This is a genomic window from Mucilaginibacter ginsenosidivorax, from assembly GCF_007971525.1.
GTDB lineage: Bacteria > Bacteroidota > Bacteroidia > Sphingobacteriales > Sphingobacteriaceae > Mucilaginibacter > Mucilaginibacter ginsenosidivorax.
In genome coordinates this window covers 6,562,246-6,580,510 of record NZ_CP042437.1, presented here as the reverse complement: position 1 = coordinate 6,580,510, position 18,265 = coordinate 6,562,246, and the positions used below count along the sequence as shown (strand labels likewise).

Here is an 18,265-nt window from a genome sequence, read left to right as displayed (position 1 = left end):
AAATTGCATAAAAGCGAGAACAGCTTGCAGATTTTCGGACATAGGTTGATTTCTAACAACACAGCGTGTAAACATATTTATCTCAATATGTTTACACGCTGGTAGGTTTATCACGAAACTTTCGGTAAGTAGTATTCAATTGAAGCTTATCCAGTCAACTTCTACACGGCCGCTGCCTTCTGTTTGCACAATAATATTTTTCATGCCTGTAGGCATCGATATTAAAGCTTTTTTAACAACGCTCCAATTGTTACCTTTTGGTATGGCAACTCTTGCTATAACCTTGCGCAGATTATCTTCTGTGCTAATTAATAACGTTCCGCCGGTTGCCGACCAGGCGTTTACGCTAACGTACCCTGCTGTTTGTTTGCCAAAAAGCACACTGTTATATTTTATCCATGAATTAGTTTTATTGAAAATCGTTTTCCACCCTTTGAATTTGTTTAGCGTATCTATAAACTCCACCCCTACTCCATCCTCGCTTTTGGCGCTATACCTATCTATCTGTATTTTTTTTGATGACGCGGTTACGCCAATGCCACGTAATGTAGGGATGACCTTTCGGATAGTGCCGTCCTCATTAAAAAATAAGCTATCGGCCCGTACAGCCCGGTTTTTATCAAAGGCTGGCGATAAGTCGTCATTGTGATAAAACAGGTACCATTGATTTTTAAATTCGATAACAGATTGATGGTTTGTCCAGCAACCCGAAGCTGATTCGTCCATAAGTACCCCGGCATATTTAAAGGGCCCCAGGGGATTGTCAGACATGGCATATTCAAGCCGTTCTGTTTTATCGGCCACATGCGGATAGGTCATGTAATAAATACCTTTTCGTTCAAATAAATAAGGCCCTTCCTTTAATCCCTTATCAGGGAAGCCTTCAAGTTTTACCGGCTCTGATGCCAGTTCAAGCATATTAGCTTTAAGTTTAGCGCCGTAAAGGTTTCCCTGCGCCCAGTAAATATACCCCTGCCCGTCCTTGTCAATTTGCACATTGGGGTCGATACCATGAATTCCGGCTATGGGCAACGGTTGCGGAACAAATGGACCGTAGGGTTTATCGGCTACTGCAACACCTACCGAAAACCCTTTAGGACCACCGGATTTGGCTGGGGCCGGGAAATAAAAATAATATTTTCCTGCCCGCTCAATACAATCAGGAGCCCACATACTATATGCCGCCGAGTCGGCCCAGGGCACTTTATTTTGGCTTACAATTACGCCGTGATCCACCCAATCGGTTAGGTTAGATGACGAGAACACATGATAATCCTGCATACAAAACCAGCCAGCCCGGCCATGCCCCGGCGTAGCGGGAATGTCATGTGAAGGGTAAAGGTATATCATGTTATTAAAAACACGTACCGAAGGATCGGCAGTAAACTGGTTTTGTATAAGGGGGTTTTGTGCCATTAAACAATTGAACCATAAGATAGATACCATTAGCGCCGCGCATTTTTTAAAATCCTTCATTATTTATAGTTTGTTATCTTTTTTGTTAATCGATTTCATTTATCGCCCATTAAACATTAGCATTATTATTTAAATAAAAGCGGGGCAAAGTTGTAAAGGTTATTCCTCCATACCGGCCATGTATGGCCTCCGGGATATTCGTAATAAATATGATGTATGTTCAGTTCATCCAGTTTGGCCAGCATTATTTGACCATTTTTATAGGCTATATCCTCTTTGCCACCTTCTGATATCCAAAATAACTTCAGGTTACTGTTGATCTTTGAAGTGTTTTGCTTCATATATTCATATTGTGTGTTGGCAATATTATTTTGCATAGGCGAAATCCAACCGGAACTGAACACGCCCAGGTATGAAAAGGAATTGGTATTATATATGCCCGTATAGAGCGTATTAAGCCCCCCCATTGATAAGCCTGCCAGTGCACGGTATTCGCCGGAGTTTTTAATCCGGTAGTTTTTTTCGATAAAGGGAATAATGCATTGCTTCATTTCTGTCTCAAATGTCTTCAACCCATCTTCGCCAAATGCGGCTGCGCCCAAATTGGCATCGGGCATTACAACCAACATTGGCCTGGCCCTCCGCTCTGCAATAAGATTATCCATAATCATATTCGTTTTTCCCTGGGTAGCCCAGCCGCGTTCATCTTCGCCGCCACCATGCAAAATGTAAAGAACCGGGTATTTTTCGCTTATGTTGGCGTCATAACCGGGCGGGGTATAGATATAAACCTGTCGCCAGGATTTGGTAACTGTTGAATAATATCTTTTTATCCTGATATCACCGTGCGGCACATCTTTTTCTGCATAATAGTCCCCTTTGGCAAAAGGAATTTCTATACCGCTGGCCATTCGGCCCATGCCATAGAAACTTTCGCTTGCAGGATCGGCTGTCGCTATGCCATCTATCAAAAGCGAATAATAATGAAATCCTTCGCCTATTGAATCGGTAGTAATACTCCAAAAGCCATCATCCCCCTTCACGAGATCGTATTTTTTCCCCAACTCTATCTGTACCTTTTGGGCATCAGGGGCCTTTAACCGAAACATTACATGATGGTTGGGCAAAATAAGCGGGTACTGTGCACCTCTGATATTTGTAGTAGCAGGTACACCTCCAGAAAAGCCTATACCCGGCGCTTTGTTGTCCTGGGAGTTGGCTTTTAGGCATGAAAGTAACAAAAGGAAAAAAAGGGTTATCAGGTTTTTCATCGTTTTTATTCTTATCTTATTAAGAGGATATCAGTGTTATGTTATTCATAAATTAATTGCGAAACATACTATTCAGGTGGCTGGTGATTAAGCAAACATGGTTAACAAAGGTTAACATAATTTTAGTTTATTTATACACAAACAACTCATAATCAATATATTATATAAAAAACATGGTTAACATGTGTTAACCATGTTTTTTATGCATTTTTTTGAGTTTTCACGATACAATACTTAAGGTTGCTGCTGCAATACTATTTTAAATTCATACTTGACATAACATCTGTATCCTGACTGTATCCTGACTTTAAGTTTGTTTCATTAATAGAACAGTGCTGCAATGTAGAGTGATTGCCAATTTCGGCATAACACTGATTAATGTAATTGTAACACTGTTGTTTATACCGAGACTTACAATGATGGTTTGCTTTATTTAACGTGTATTCCTGCTTTAAGTGAAAGCAAAAGAAATTATCCGATACCGGTAATCACCAGGTTATTGCAGAGCCGCGATTTTATCGCTTAACCGAAAATAATCAAAGTCGGCATAGCCGCCCGTAACTTTTGTGGCGTAGTTAAAAAGGCCAAACCGGTAACCCATAAAATGAGGAATAGTATACGCCATTTGAAGCGTGTTGCCAATTGACACCCAATTATTTCCGTCGATGCTATAATAAAAATAGGCTTTGTCGGCCTTATCCTTAAAATCACACGCGGCCTTTAAATACACCCTGTTTTGGGCTAACGGAATACTTGCCAACTCTGCCGGCGAACCACCCTGCGCATTTACCATAACGATAAACTTATTCCCGTTTTTAACCTTTACACCCACCCATCCAAATTTTTGCTGTAACAACGCAAGCCCGGCGCAATCACCATCTTTAAGGCCGGATACATCAATAGCTGTAATGGCCGAGCATTCAGGGCCAAATGTGCGCTGTGTAAGCGTATTTCTCGCCGTAATTAAAGTAGTATCAAGCCTCCCTGTAGTTAACCTGAGGTATCCCTTACGCTGACTTAGCGACCATAATTGATTATCTGGGTTATGGTTCCATTGCCAAACCAGGGGTAAATTGCGTTCGCCGCGCCTGCGGTTAAACTCATCAGATGAGATGATTCCCGGCATTAACGGTTTGTTTGCCGGTAACGCTACAGTATCGGGCGCCTGATGATTTATGCCCAATACAGGCCAGCCATCTTCCCATTTTACCGGCACCAGGTAAGGCACCCGGCCTACTGAACCAAAATCGCGGAAAAGGTAGGCAAACCACCGGTCGTTTGGTGTATTTACCAAACCACCCTGGGCTACGCCTTTGTCCTGTAATGCCAGGCGGCCTTCATATGGGCCGGTAATTTTATCTGCCCGGTGAATAAGAACACTTCGCATTCCGCCACGTGGCCACGAAATATTGAACAGGTAATATTTCCCGTTGATTTTGAACATCTGCGAGCCTTCTGCCGGCAATCCTAAATTCGGTCCGGCAGCCAGGCTGGCGTTCTCTATTAACACCTGTGGCTTTGTGTCGGGTTTTAAGCCCGACAGGTCATCCTTCAATTGCGCCAACATGATGCGCCCGCTTCCATAAATCATATAAGCTTTGCCATCATCGTCAAAAAACAAGGAGTGGTCATGCAGGCTTGGTTTAAAGGATATAGCCTTCCACGGGCCTTTTTCAATATTATGCGTTGTATAAATATAAGTTTTGCCGGTATTGCCCGCAAAAGTAGATACATAGTAAACGCCATTGTGATAACGCAGACTGCTTGCCCACGAACCTCGCCCATAGCTACTCTTGCCATTGTTTAGATTTAGGTCATCAGTATCATCCAAAATATCATATGCATAGCTAACAAGTTTCCAGTTAACCAAATCTGTAGATTTCATGATCGGCACTCCGGGGCTCATATGCATAGTAGTACTGCTCATGTAATAAGTATTACCTACCCTGATTATTGAAATATCAGGTACGTCCGCGGAGATAATCGGATTATGAGCCGTTTGTGCCAAAGCCGCGGAGGTAGCCAATAAAAAAAAAGCGAATCCCAGAAAATAGTTATTGAAAATTTTGCTCATGGTTGGTTTATGGTGTAATATGCATAAATAGCAAAAAAACACGCTTAATTGCTTTATTCACAATTAAGCGCACTTAATATATTAACACAACAAGGCAGCTCAGTCTTTAAACAGCAGCGGCGCAAGTTCTTTCAGGCTGCGGCGCCAGGTTAGAAACTCATGGGCAGTATTCTCTGAAATAAAAGATACAGCATTGTAGCCTGCTTCTTTTAATGCAGCCGCAGCATTATTTACGCCAGCAGGATTTTCCTTGCTGCCGCAACTTATAAAAATAAGTTTAGCCTTAGGTTTATCTTTTAATTCAGCAGGTGTATAAATCCCACCGCTTAAAAGACCGTAATAGGCAAATTCATCGGGCTTGGCAAGTGTTATTAAATGCGTTTCCATGCCGCCCATTGATAACCCTGCCATGGCGCGGTGTGCCCTATCGGCAACTGTACGGAAATTGGCATCCACATAAGGTACCAATTCATCTGTTAACACTGCTTCAAAAGCATCTATCTTAAAATCCCTTAAGCCACCAGGTTTCATTTTAATATCGTTGGTCATGCCATAGGTCATCACTATAATAAAAGGTTTTATTTTGCCTTCGGCAATCAGGTTATCCATGATCAGGTTGGCATGGCCCTGGTTGCTCCATGCAGTCTCATCTTCGCCCCAGCCATGCTGCAAATACAACACCGGGTATTTCTTCGATCTTTCCTTGTCGTATCCCGGAGGCGTATAAACGAAGGCCCTTCGCTGCGTATTTGTACTTTTTGAAGGAAAAAGTATTTGCTGCACATTACCGTGAGGTACATCCTTTAAGGCATAAAAGTCCTGGTCATGAGCAGGTATTTCTATACCGCTTTCCCAACGGGTAGAACCGTAATAATTTAATGTGCCCGGGTCATTAAAAATGCCTCCGTCAACTATTAAGTGGTAGTAATGGAAACCCTCATCCATTGACCCTTCCGTTGTGCCCGAAAAATATCCGTCGGTACCTTTCACCAGTTTAGTCCCGCCTCTTCCGCCCAGGCCTAAGGTAACCCGTATACTGTCGGACTTTGTTGCTTTTATACGAAAACGTGCATAACCTTGCGAATTAACCTGGGGATATTCCTGGCCAGGCTGGTTAAGGCTTGAAGACCGGAAATCTTCTTTGATCTCGCCTGTGCCGGTTTGAGCTTTACAAATGCTACCGGCCAATGTGGCCATTAACATTATAACTAAACATTTTGAATTCATATCGTTGATCATTTACATTTCAAGTTCGTTGTATTTCCAGATCGCCTTTCAACAAAATAGTATTTAGCCAACAGTACTAAGTCTAAAGTTGAATTTTTCTTTTTTGGCTTAGAACTTAAGACTTTGGACTAAAGACTACCCGTCATTTTATCATTGACATGACATCAGTGAGTCCTGAAATTCCACTTGGAATTATCACTATTCATATCAAATTTGACGAGTGTGGGCGTGCTGTCGCCAGATGAAACTAAAGCCAGCTTTTCCCCCGAGTTCGGAATCACCTTTGGCATAATCCTATATGTTCCATCCGTCAGCTGGTCAATTCGCCATAATTGCTCCGGCGCTCCGGTAAACGCCGGCACGGTCACAAGCTCAGCTTCGGCTGTTGCTGCCAAAGCACGGTCTGTTCCGGCAATTACTATTTTATAATATGGTCCGCCCAGGTATCCCCCAGCGCCAGCGACTGGCGAAATTGCCCATTTTTGATGTGGGCGAAACATATAATCACTTATCCGCACACCAATGTTGCCGGCTGGCCAGCCTTTAACTACATCTGCCAACTCCTGGGATGGTACCGGTTTCACAGGTTCATCATTATTGCGGTTAAATCGCATGCCTCCGGGCATTCTCGTAAAATCAACCCCTAATTCAAGGGCATATCCCCTGCGCTCAGATTCAATCTCGTAAGTTCCTTCTTTAAAGTTATCACCTCCCACCGGCCATCCGTTTTTCCATAGTAACGGACGGATACCTAATACGCTACGGCCACTTTGATCCAGATCTGCCTCATAGTGGCAAGACATTTTTTCAACGCCATCGCCAACTATAATACGTCCAAAATGTCCTGGCCCAATCAGCCTGTCGCCGGCTGCCACTACCATTTTGCCACCGCCTTTCAACATATCCCTTCCCATATTATCAAGATATGGCCCTGTTACTTTCCTGGAGCGGCCAACAACAATATTATAAGTTGAGTTTGGGCCATCGCAGCATGTGCCGTGTGTTCCAAGCAAATAGTACCACCCATCCCGGTATAACAGGTCTGTGGCCTCGCAATCAATAGCTATATTTAATGCTTTATTACCTTCAACACGCTTACCCGTTTTAGGGTCAAGCTCCACAAGGCGTATGTATCCAAAATAGGTGCCGTAGGATAACCATAACCGTCCATCGGTTGGGTCAAGCAGAAGCCCCGGATCTATAGCGTCACAATCTTCAATACCATCAGACGAGGCAACTTTAACAGGTTCCGAGTATTTAAAATCCGGTGATTTTGGATCAAGCGACTTATTCCACATGGTTAATATTGTTCCGTTATGACCGCCCGCCAGGCCGCCGCCGGTGGCGCCATAAACAATAAGGTAGCGGTCACCAATTTTTAATACATCAGGAGCGGCCCCCCCGCCAGGCCTTACCCCGCCGCCATTCCATGTCCAGCCATCTTCGGATATTAATCCGCCTCCAAATGTTCCGAATGTGTAGTACTTTCCATCACACTCTGCAATGGTGGAAGGGTCGTGTATAAATGGTTTACCAACTTGTGCATTGGCCTGTGGGGTTAATAATAATGAGAACAGGGCTATAGTACTTAATACCTTTACTAGTGATTTCATAATAACTCAATTGCTTTACAAATTCGGTGTTAAATGCGATGATCAGTTAATTTATTGCAGCGTGATAGATACATCTTTTATCGGCGCACCTTTTTCGTCCAGCAGCCGCACACAAAAATCACTGAGTCCGGGACCATTGATTACTGCTCCGCGTATGATATTTTTCCCTTTGTTTAGTGTCAGCCGGAGCGAAACGCAATCATCCATTACCATGCGCCTGTCCCCATCAAGTATTACCGCCTCTGTTCCATTTAGCCACCACATTGATCCTCCGTTTGACCCAACCGCCAATCTTACATTCTTTATCTCCCGCGGGCTGTTTACTATAGTTACGGCCCAAAACAGTACGGCATAGGTCTGTTTCCTTAACCCATAGGCAAGCCGGAATAATTTAATGTTGAAATTGGGGCTTTCCAATGCATGCCATAATAATTCCTGTTCGCCGACTTTAACTTTTTCTCCATTCCGGGGAATAACCGTAAACTGGTTTGGGAAATAATCGGTTTCAAATTGCGTTTTCATGTAGTTAACGGTGAAAACAAGATTACTGCGTATTGATTTGTTAATGGGCTCTAATAGTAACCAGCGCTGAATAAATCCTTCGGCGTTCGGGGCTTTTTTTGATGCGGTAGCCGGGGTAAAGAATGGCGCGATACTTCGTACGGTATCATTTTCGGTTATACTATCTATCTTACCAGGGGGGCGCTGTGCCTGTAACCTTAATCCGGCAAAAATTACAAAAACCGCAACCAACAATAATGTACTGTGTTTAATATTCATGACATATGCTTTAGCTTAAATCAATTTTGGTAATTAATAAATTGTCGAAATACAAATAAGCTTTCGGACTGTCGATGAATTACATGCAAATTGTTTGCATGTAACATGTACCGCCTGGTACCCTCACGTATCATAGATGATACTTAGAGTTAGCATTAAAATGTTTCTACAATTTTTAAAAATGGCTTATAAATTATTGGCTCAAAACTATACCTTCAGAAAAGGACATCATCACACTATTCGGCAATAAAAGTCAACTTTTGTCAATAATGTTGCATAGAATGCTGGTTTAGGAAGGATTTTGCCATCATTTGTTTGAGCATCTACCTGAAATCATTGCATGTATAACAAAAGAAATCATGCCTACCGGAAAAATTCTTTGCAAAACATTTAAACCTGTAGCCATCAAAGCTTCGCGCAATACAAAAAGACAAGGAATAACATGATAATAACGCTTAAGGATATTTATATCCTATTAAGCTTAAAATATTAGGGGGGTATAAAATAAACCATTTATTCGCGGCCGATACAGTAAACCATCGTCTGAAAATTTAATTAAAATAAACATTTTTGTAAAAAACCGACTTTATTATACTTAAAGTATTCATAAACACCCTTGTATATTAAAGCAATTTGCATATTTGTTGTTCAGATGATCAAAAGAAATTTAAAACACACTTTCTCGCTCCTCAACATCGATTATGTGAGGCTTAACTGTAAATGGAATTACAGGAATGTGATTAGTCCTTATTACCGTATTTATTATATAGATGACGGCGAAGGTGAAATATCAGATGCAAGCAGTTCATTGAAGCTTGAATCAGGTTATCTGTACATTATTCCAAGTTTCACTTTATGTAATTTAGCGTGCAGTGATTACCTGGGTCAGTTTTTTGTCCAGTTTTTTGAGGATTCGATAGATGGAAGTTCACTTTTTGCCAACAACCGGGCCGTACTGAAAACAAAAGCTACCGAAATGGATATTGCCCTTTTTAACCGGTTGCTAAAAATTAACCCGGGAAGAGGAATTAACCGGTCTGACAACCCCAGGGTTTATGAAAAAGACATTTATTACAAGGAATACCAGGAGCTTAACAATCAACAAAACACTTCAACATACCTGGAAACCCAAGGTATCCTGATGATGCTGACCGCAAAATTCCTGGACCCCCAATTGTTCAAATATCCAGAACATAAACCTATCCCGCTAAAAATTGCAGAAACCCTGAATTATATCCTTGTTAATTTACACATGGACTTATCGGTTAACCTGCTCGCATCCCGGGCAAATCAAAATGTTGATTATTTTTCAAGGCAATTTAAACAGCACACCGGAACCAGGCCGTTAAATTATATCAATGAAAAACGCGTTGAACGCGCTCAATACCTGATGGCAACAAGCCGGATGTCTTATTCCGAAATCTGTACCCGAACAGGATTTGATAACCTTTCTTATTTTTCTAAAACCTTCAAAAAAATCACCGGTATGTCGCCCAGTGAATATAAAAAACAAATGTACCAGGTTGGTTTCAATCATTGATCAGTAACATATCGTTATTGCAGGGGAAACATTACCTGCACTAAAGTCTGAAATAACCATTACCTATTTGTCTATAAGTACCAGCCCATAAACTATCAACATGCAATTGCATGTATAATCCGGCAGCATCATTCCAATTGTAACAAACACTAAATAAATAAGTTACAACAAAAATTAAAATTTGATTTTTGTTGTAACAACGTCGATTATTTCCGCAAATTTACTTTTCCCCTCATACAAAAAAGTCGGTTTTGTATAAAAAAAAGTCCTATTAGGTCAATTATTTAGTCATTATTTCAAAGAAATTTGGGTGATTACCAATTATTGATAAAATAACGTGATTTGTTGACTAACCAGTTGTAGATAACCACTTGCAGAAACCTATTTAAAGTCCCGGATATTCATCCGTAAGGCTGAACGGTGTACTGTTTTTTCCGACCACCAAACATAATTATGAAAAGAAGAACATTAATAAAAGGCATAGCCACAGGATTCTCATCCTTGTATCTGTCAAGGGTTTTTGGCAGCAGTTTGTTGCAATCAAATTCAAATGCCGGCATTGCCTCCGGCCCTTTTAAACCCAATTGGGATTCATTAGCTCAATACCAGGTTCCGGAATGGTTTCGCGACGCCAAGTTTGGCATGTGGGCGCATTGGGGCCCACAATGCCAGCCCGAACGCGGCGACTGGTACGCCCGCGGGATGTACCAGGAAGGCAGCGATCAATACAAATATCATATTCAAAAGTACGGTCATCCTTCAAAATTTGGATTTAAGGACGTAATTAATGAGTGGAAAGCCGAGAACTGGGATCCCAGCGAATTGGTGGGGTTATATAAACGTGCCGGCGCCAAATATTTTATGGCATTGGCCAATCACCATGATAATTTTGACCTTTACGACAGCAAATACCAAAGCTGGAACTCTACCAAACTTGGCCCTAAAAAAGACCTGATTGGCGGTTGGGCCAAAGCTGCCAAAGAACATAACCTCCCTTTTGGCGTAACAGTACACGCATCGCACCCATGGACCTGGTACGAAGTTGCACAACGCGCTGATAAAAGCGGCCCATACGCAGGTATTCCTTACGATGGCAAGCTTACCAAAGCGGATGGCGCTGGTAAATGGTGGAATGGTTATGATCCGCAGGAATTATATGCACAAAACCACCCGCTAAGCAAGTATAGCTGGGATAACGATCCGGGCAAATTCTGGGATTGGGGTAATGGGACAAGCGTACCTGATAAAGCCTACTGCGATAAGTTTTTAAACCGTACCATTGAACTTATAGATAAATATGGCCCCGAACTGATTTATTTTGATGATACGGCCTTACCGCTTTGGCCGGTAAGCGATGTGGGTTTAAAAATTGCCGCGCACATGTACAACACCAGTATTAAAAAACATGGTAAACTGCAGGCAGCGCTATTTGGTAAAGTATTAGACAAACAACAGCGTAACTGCATGATTTGGGATATAGAGCGCGGGCAAAGCAACGTGATAGAACCGTTGCCATGGCAAACAGATACCTGTATAGGCGGATGGCACTATGACCGCCGCATATTTGATTACAAAGGGTACAAAAGCGCCAAAACAGTAGTACATACCCTGGTTGATATCGTAAGCAAAAACGGCAACCTGCTGCTGAACATTCCTGTACGTGGCGATGGTACCATTGACAATGAAGAGCGCTCTATAGTTGAAAACATAGGAGCATGGATGCAGGTTAACGGCGAGGCGATTTACGGCACCCGTCCCTGGAAAGTATTTGGCGAAGGCCCCGCAATTGAATCGGCAGCACCAATCAATGCACAAGGCTTTAACGAGGGTAAGGGAAAACCCTTTGTGGCCGAAGATATCAGATTTACTGTAAAGGATAAAAGCCTTTATGCCACCATGTTGGGTTGGCCTGCGGGCAACGAAGCCTTGATTAAAAAGTTAGCAGGTAACCAGGCGGGTAAGGTAAGTAAAGTAAGCTTACTTGGAAACGGTAATTTGACTTTTGAGCAAACTGAAGCCGGTCTCAAGGTAAAATTGCCTGAGCAAGCTCCCGGTAAAGATGCGTTCGTTTTAAAAATTGAGGGCGCTGTTTAATCCATATTATGAATCTTAAATTTTATTTTGTTTTGGGAGCTGTTATTTCACTGGCAGCCCCTTCTTTTTCGCAAACCTTTAAGCTGGTATCGCCGGATAAAAAAACTGTTGTAGAGATAAACAACAACACCGGGTTGCAATACACTGTTACCAGTAACGGCTTAACAATAGTGCATCCTTCATCGCTTGGTTTCGAGTTTAAAGATGAACCGGCTATGGGCACCGATATGAGCATAATAAGCCATGTGGAGCATTCCATTAGCCAAACATGGATGCCAGTAGTAAAAACAAAGCACCAGCGTATAACTGACCATTATAATGAATTGGTACTGTCGCTGGCTGAAAAATCGGGGCAGATGCGCCGGATGAATGTATTTTTCAGGGTTTATGATGATGGCGTTGCATTCCGTTACCAGTTATTCGGGGCTGATAAAATTGGCGACCGGCAGATAGTGAGGGAACTTACCGGCTTTAATTTACCTGCGGGAGCAAAGGCCTGGGTGGCCGATTATGGAAGCTATACTTCCTCGCAGGAAACCGAGTTTTGGCCGCGAACCCTTAACCACATTACTGCAAAAACAATTGCCGGCTTACCCCTCCTGGTTGAATTAGATAAGCAGCACTATGCGGCTATCACCGAAGCCAATATCGACAACTATCCCGGTTTTTATATAGGATCGCTTAAAACAGATACCGGCGCAACCGATAAGGTGAATTTGGTTACCAAATTATCGCCTTTGCCCGGCGAAAGTGAGAACGGGGTTAAGGCCCGGTTCACCAATAATTTGCTCACGCCCTGGCGTGTAGTGATGCTGGCCGGCTCGCCGGGAAAATTAATTGAATCGGAACTGATCCAGAACCTTAACCCTCCCTGTGCAATAAAAGATGCCAGCTGGATTAAGCCTGGTATGAGCGCCTGGGATAACTGGTGGAGCGGCGATGTAAAAATGGATATGCCTACCATTAAAAAATACATCGATCTGGCCTCGGCCCAGCATTGGCCTTATATGCTTATCGACTGGCAATGGTATGGCGCATTTAACAAGCCCGAGGCTGATATTACCAAACCGGCACCGCAGTTGAATATGGCGGAGATTTTAGCCTATGCTAAAGCCAAAAAGGTTAAATGCTGGCTTTGGTTATACAGCTCGGATGTTAACCGGAATGATAATTTTGAAAAAGCCTTTCCAATTTACCAGCAATGGGGTATTGCCGGGGTTAAAATTGATTTTATGGATCGTGACGACCAGCAAATGGTAAACTGGTACCGCCGTATTATTGAAACCGCCGCAAAATATCATTTAATGGTTGATTTTCATGGCGCCTTTAAACCGGATGGCATTATACGCACCTATCCTAACATGATAACACGGGAAGGGGTTTTGGGCGAAGAATATTCCAAATTTTCAACCAGGATAACTGCCGGGCATAACACCACCTTACCATTTACCCGCATGCTGGCCGGACAGATGGATTACACCCCCGGCGGATTTTTAAACGTGAAAAAGGGTGAGTTCAAGGAAGGCAGCCCTACCCAGGTAATGAACAGCCGCTGTGCCGAACTGGCAAAGTTTGTGATTTACGAAAGTCCGTTTATGGTTTACTGCGATGCGCCTGAACATATTTTAGGCAAGCCGGGAGCCGATTTTTTAAACGATATGCCTACCGTTTGGGATGATACCCGGGTGCTGGGCGGGTATCCGGGCGAATACATCATAATTGCCAAAAGAAGTGGGAAAGACTGGTATGTTGGCGCAATGACTAACGACGCTGAACGCACCTTGCAATTGAAACTGGATTTTTTATCACCAGGTAAATATACATTGTCGTCATGGGCTGATGTATTATCCTCTCCTCAAAGTTTAACCAGGTCAAAAACAGCTGTTTCGGCAAGCTCCGCTATTAATATCCATTTGGATACTTCCGGCGGATGGGTAGCGAAGATTACTGTCAACGAGTAAGAAGTAAAAGAAAATATTATATCAGATAATGTCAAAGAATAAAACCCTTTTCCCGTTTATATTGATTACCAGTTTGTTTTTTTTATGGGGTTTTGCTCATAACCTTGATCCCATATTAATTCCACACCTGAAAAAATCATTTACCCTGACGACAGTTCAGGCCACCCTGGTGGATTCGGCTGTGTTTATAGCCTATTTTTTGATGGCTTTGCCGGCGGGGTTTATTATGAAAAAATATGGATATAAAACAGGCATAATAACCGGCTTGCTAATTTTTGCATTTGGTTCCTATTTGTTTATACCCGCGGCCAATACACAGCAGTACACGTTTTTCCTGGTAGCCTTGTTTATCATTGCCTGCGGACTAACTATTTTAGAAACAGCCGCCAATCCCTATGCATCTTCATTGGGCGATCCCGCAACCTCTACCCAAAGGCTTAACTTTGCGCAGTCGTTTAACGGGCTGGCCACAACGCTGGCACCGATAATTGGGGGGCGTATAATACTTACCAAAGGTTATACACCGGCGCAATTAAGCGTAATGACAGAGCATAGTCGTAAGCTGGCGCTTGCCGCAGAAGCTTCTTCCGTAAAACTACCCTACTTTATACTGGGTAGTGTACTGGTTATCATTGCCATTCTTTTTGCATTTACACACCTGCCCAAAATTCAGCAGCATGAAGGGCATACAGCCAGTAAAAACATTTTTCACGCCTTGAAACACCGCCATTTAGCATTGGGTGTGGCCGCGCAATTTTTTTACGTGGGCGCACAGGTTTGTGTATTCAGTTTATTTATTCTGTATGCGCCGAAAGCAGCCGGACTTACAGAAGTAAAGGCTACCTACTATCTGGGTTTATGCGGTTTTGCATTTTTGGTAGGCAGATTTATTGGTACGGTTTTAATGCGATATTTCAACTCAGCGCGGATGCTGGCAGTTTATGCGGGCATCAATGTGTTACTTTGCGTTGTCGCCATTTTAGCCCATGGTATGGTAACGGTTTACACGGTTGTCGGTATCTGCTTTTTTATGTCAATCATGTTCCCAACCATTTTTGCGCTGGGCATAAAAGATTTAAAGGCCGATACCGAATTTGGCAGCAGTCTCATCATTATGTCAATTGTAGGCGGTGCTGTTTTGCCAAGGGCGTTTGGTTATATCAGCGATACAACAGGCAATATTCAATACGGCTATGTGGTACCATTGCTTTGTTTTATAGTGGTGGCATTTTTTGGATTAAAAGGCCATCGTGTAAAAGTAAAGCCGGAAAGTTTACCGGTTTCAGCTATCCTATAACAATAATCTATTTTCAACATGCAAGAGATCAATCTGCCTAAAGTAATTTTTGGAACCAGCGGGTTAGGGAATTTATATGTAGTGCTATCTGATGAGGCTAAACGTGCAATAGTAGCCGAAAGCATCAAACATTCCCCTAAGCCAGCGGTATTTGACTCTGCGGGTAAATACGGAGCCGGGCTCGCGCTCGAATCGCTGGGAAACGCTTTGGCGCAATTGAATGTAAAACCCACAGATGTACTTATCAGCAATAAATTAGGCTGGCTACGTACTGCTTTAAAAACGCCCGAGCCTACTTTTGAACCGGGCGTTTGGCGTGACCTGAAATATGATGCGGTGCAAAAAATAAGCTACGAAGGCATCCTTGAGTGTTATGAACAAGGAAATGAACTGCTTGGTGATTACCGTGCCCAACTGGTTTCGGTACATGACCCGGATGAATACCTGGCAGCGGCAAAGAATGAGGCTGATCAAACACGGCGTTACCAGGATATACTGGCAGCTTACCGGGCTTTGCATCAACTAAAAGAACAAGGCAAAGTAAAAGCAATAGGCATAGGATCAAAGGATTGGAGAATCATAAAAAAGATAAGCCATGATGTAAAGCTGGATTGGGCAATGATAGCCAACAGTATGACGATTCACAGCCATCCAAAGGAATTAGTGCAGTTTATGGAGGAACTTGACAAGCAAAAAATTGAAATTATAAACTCCGCGGTCTTTAACGGAGGTTTTTTAACCGGGTCGGCGTACTATAACTATCAGTTGAAAGATCCGGTAAAAGACCATGGCTTGTATCGCTGGCGGACGCAGTTTTATCAGTTATGCAAAGATTTTAACATTAAGCCGGTAGATGCATGTGTTGCTTTTGGATTAAAAGCGCCCGGTGTTAAAAGCATTGCCCTTAATACCACAAATGCAGACAGGGTAGCACTGAATGTTGCCGTTGCTTCCTTAAAAATTCCGGCCGGGTTCTGGAATGAAATGAAGGAGCAGGGATTGATTGACAAAGCCTTCGCTTCCACTTATTTATAACTACGAGATAAACTATGAAAAGATATTGTTTAGCCCTTGACCTCAAGGATGACCCGCAACTGATAGCCGAATATGAATATTGGCACAGGACAGAAAATGCCTGGCCGGAAATACGAACCAGTATACTTGATGCCGAGATTACAGATATGCAAATCTATCGTACCGGAAACCGGTTGTTTATGATTATGGAAACCAGCGATCATTATGAGGCTGAAAAAAAAGAAGCGATGGATGCGCTTAACTCCAAAGTACAGGAATGGGAACAACTCATGTGGAAATTTCAGCAGCCCTTACCCTGGGCCAAAGAAGGAGAGAAATGGGTAATAATGGAACAGATTTTTCAGCTTTAAGATAAATAATATGCAAGTAATAGTTTGTGAGGAACCAGGGCGTTTAGCTTTTAAAGAACAGGAAAAACCAGAAATTAAAGAAGGCTATGCGCAGATCAGGATCAGGAGAATAGGAATTTGCGGAACTGATCTGCATGCCTTTGAGGGAACCCAACCATACTTTAGTTACCCACGCGTCCTCGGCCATGAACTGTCGGGAGAATTAGTTGACACCGGCGGCGCGCAGGGTTTTCAAAAAGGCGACGTTGTAACATTCATCCCCTACTTTAATTGCGGCGTATGTATTGCCTGCAGATCGGGAAAGCCTAATTGCTGTGCTAAAATTAATGTTTGCGGAGTTCATGTAGACGGGGGAATGACCGAATACCTGAATGTACCAACGTATTCGCTGGTACATGGTGAGGGTTTAAGTTATGACGAACTGGCATTGGTAGAGCCATTGGCCATAGGAGCCCATGGAGTAAGGCGGGCAGATGTTAAGCCTGGCGAATATGTATTGGTGATGGGAGCCGGCCCGATAGGCCTGGGAATAATGGAGTTTGCCCGCATTGCAGGCGCAAAGGTCATCGCCATGGATATAAACGCCAGGAGGCTTGAATTTTGCAGGGACAGGTTAAAGGTAGAATATGTTATCAATGTAGCTACTGAAGATGTACTGGAACAACTGGCCGCAATAACAAATGGAGATATGCCTACCGTAGTGATAGATGCCACCGGTAGTTTAAAGGCAATTAACAACGGATTTCAATACATGGCGCACGGAGCCCGATATGTACTGGTTGGTTTGCAAAAAGGAGATATTAGTATAAGCCACCCGGAATTTCACAAGCGTGAAGCCACTTTGATGAGCAGCCGCAACGCTACACGGGAAGATTTTGAGCATGTTATTGCATCCATGAAAAAGGGCTTGGTACAACCCGCAAATTATATTACGCATCGGGTACAGTTTGCTCAGGTGAAAGATAACTTTGAAAGTTGGCTTGATCCGGCAAATGGCGTAATTAAAGCGATGATAGAGGTTTAAGCATTGTAGCGGACAAAATGATTAAAAGCAAAATCCATCACATCAAACCGGTCGAGTCACCATAATATATAAAAATGGCGCCATTATTTTGAGGTTATTAGATATTGCCGACAATCAGGAAGTTTCACTTAAAAAACGATTATTAAAAAATCCCAATAACTGAGGGCGTTCCCCCCCCTCCCCTTTTTTATTATGGTAACTTAGCTTTGTGCCGGCATTGCCCACAAGTGACATTGATTATTTTGTGAAAAACTTAATCGAAAATTTGCAGACACTTTAAAACTTTTAGGGTGTGCTGATGTTTTTTAACTTTAGATTAAAGTCAACAGTTATGAACGCAAGGGGAGCATTAGCCATGGCAACACTATATTTAATCATTTACGCCACATTGGTTGCAATTGGTTATGCAGATATAGCTGTAATATTATTTTTCGCGTCACCTTTAATACTGTTAGGCACAGCACTCATTGTGTTGACGGACAATCGTCAGAAATATCCGGAATTGGATAAAAATCAAGAATGGGGTTATCGCGACAGCTTAAGGGATGACCTGGGTGTATGTTGACCGCATAACCATTAATTT

The 18,265-nt window shown here is 42.7% G+C and carries 14 protein-coding genes; 8 read left to right on the top strand and 6 right to left on the bottom strand.

What is annotated here, in order from left to right; translation table 11 throughout:
- Positions 1-135: 135 nt before the first annotated feature.
- From FSB76_RS27355 to FSB76_RS27330, 6 genes are all read right to left on the bottom strand, one after another.
- A complete protein-coding gene (locus FSB76_RS27355; protein ID WP_147059134.1) occupies positions 136-1,476 on the bottom strand; it encodes a family 43 glycosylhydrolase in 1,341 nt (446 codons plus the stop codon).
- Between the two features lie 65 nt (positions 1,477-1,541).
- Positions 1,542-2,687: an alpha/beta hydrolase-fold protein gene (locus FSB76_RS27350; RefSeq protein WP_147059131.1), complete on the bottom strand. Its 1,146-nt coding sequence runs from the start codon at positions 2,685-2,687 to the stop codon at positions 1,542-1,544.
- Between the two features lie 496 nt (positions 2,688-3,183).
- Positions 3,184-4,761 carry a glycoside hydrolase family 43 protein gene (locus FSB76_RS27345; RefSeq protein ID WP_147059129.1) on the bottom strand — a complete coding sequence of 526 codons (1,578 nt, stop codon included), beginning with the start codon at positions 4,759-4,761 and terminating at the stop codon, positions 3,184-3,186.
- 99 nt (positions 4,762-4,860) lie between these two features.
- Positions 4,861-5,958 (bottom strand): alpha/beta hydrolase-fold protein, encoded by a 1,098-nt coding sequence (locus FSB76_RS27340; RefSeq protein ID WP_225976330.1) that lies wholly within the window; start codon positions 5,956-5,958, stop codon positions 4,861-4,863.
- A 194-nt stretch (positions 5,959-6,152) separates the two neighbouring features.
- Positions 6,153-7,601: a family 43 glycosylhydrolase gene (locus FSB76_RS27335; RefSeq protein ID WP_147059125.1), complete on the bottom strand. Its 1,449-nt coding sequence runs from the start codon at positions 7,599-7,601 to the stop codon at positions 6,153-6,155.
- 51 nt (positions 7,602-7,652) lie between these two features.
- Entirely contained in the window at positions 7,653-8,381 is a 729-nt protein-coding gene (locus FSB76_RS27330; RefSeq protein ID WP_147059123.1) for an acetylxylan esterase, read from the bottom strand.
- A gap of 652 nt (positions 8,382-9,033) precedes the next feature.
- Here FSB76_RS27330 and FSB76_RS27325 point away from each other — a divergent pair.
- The 8 genes from FSB76_RS27325 (at position 9,034) to FSB76_RS27290 (ending at position 18,247) form a co-directional block, all read left to right on the top strand.
- Entirely contained in the window at positions 9,034-9,921 is an 888-nt protein-coding gene (locus FSB76_RS27325; protein ID WP_147059121.1) for a helix-turn-helix domain-containing protein, read from the top strand.
- Between the two features lie 453 nt (positions 9,922-10,374).
- The gene (locus FSB76_RS27320) at positions 10,375-12,015 is read left to right on the top strand and encodes an alpha-L-fucosidase (RefSeq protein ID WP_147059119.1); all 1,641 of its coding nucleotides are present in this window, start codon (positions 10,375-10,377) and stop codon (positions 12,013-12,015) included.
- 8 nt (positions 12,016-12,023) lie between these two features.
- Complete coding sequence (locus tag FSB76_RS32570) at positions 12,024-13,976, top strand: glycoside hydrolase family 97 protein (protein ID WP_225976329.1); 1,953 nt, start codon at positions 12,024-12,026, stop codon at positions 13,974-13,976.
- 28 nt (positions 13,977-14,004) lie between these two features.
- A complete protein-coding gene (gene fucP / locus FSB76_RS27310; RefSeq protein WP_147059116.1) occupies positions 14,005-15,273 on the top strand; it encodes an L-fucose:H+ symporter permease in 1,269 nt (422 codons plus the stop codon).
- 18 nt (positions 15,274-15,291) lie between these two features.
- On the top strand, positions 15,292-16,308 hold the full coding sequence (locus tag FSB76_RS27305) for an aldo/keto reductase (protein ID WP_147059114.1): 1,017 nt from the start codon (positions 15,292-15,294) through the stop codon (positions 16,306-16,308).
- A gap of 14 nt (positions 16,309-16,322) precedes the next feature.
- On the top strand, positions 16,323-16,658 hold the full coding sequence (locus tag FSB76_RS27300; RefSeq protein WP_147059113.1) for an L-rhamnose mutarotase: 336 nt from the start codon (positions 16,323-16,325) through the stop codon (positions 16,656-16,658).
- Positions 16,659-16,668: 10 nt separating this feature from the next.
- Positions 16,669-17,682 carry a zinc-binding alcohol dehydrogenase family protein gene (locus FSB76_RS27295; protein ID WP_147059111.1) on the top strand — a complete coding sequence of 338 codons (1,014 nt, stop codon included), beginning with the start codon at positions 16,669-16,671 and terminating at the stop codon, positions 17,680-17,682.
- 331 nt (positions 17,683-18,013) lie between these two features.
- Positions 18,014-18,247, top strand: coding sequence for a hypothetical protein (locus FSB76_RS27290; RefSeq protein WP_147059109.1), 234 nt, complete (start codon positions 18,014-18,016; stop codon positions 18,245-18,247).
- Positions 18,248-18,265: the final 18 nt, after the last annotated feature.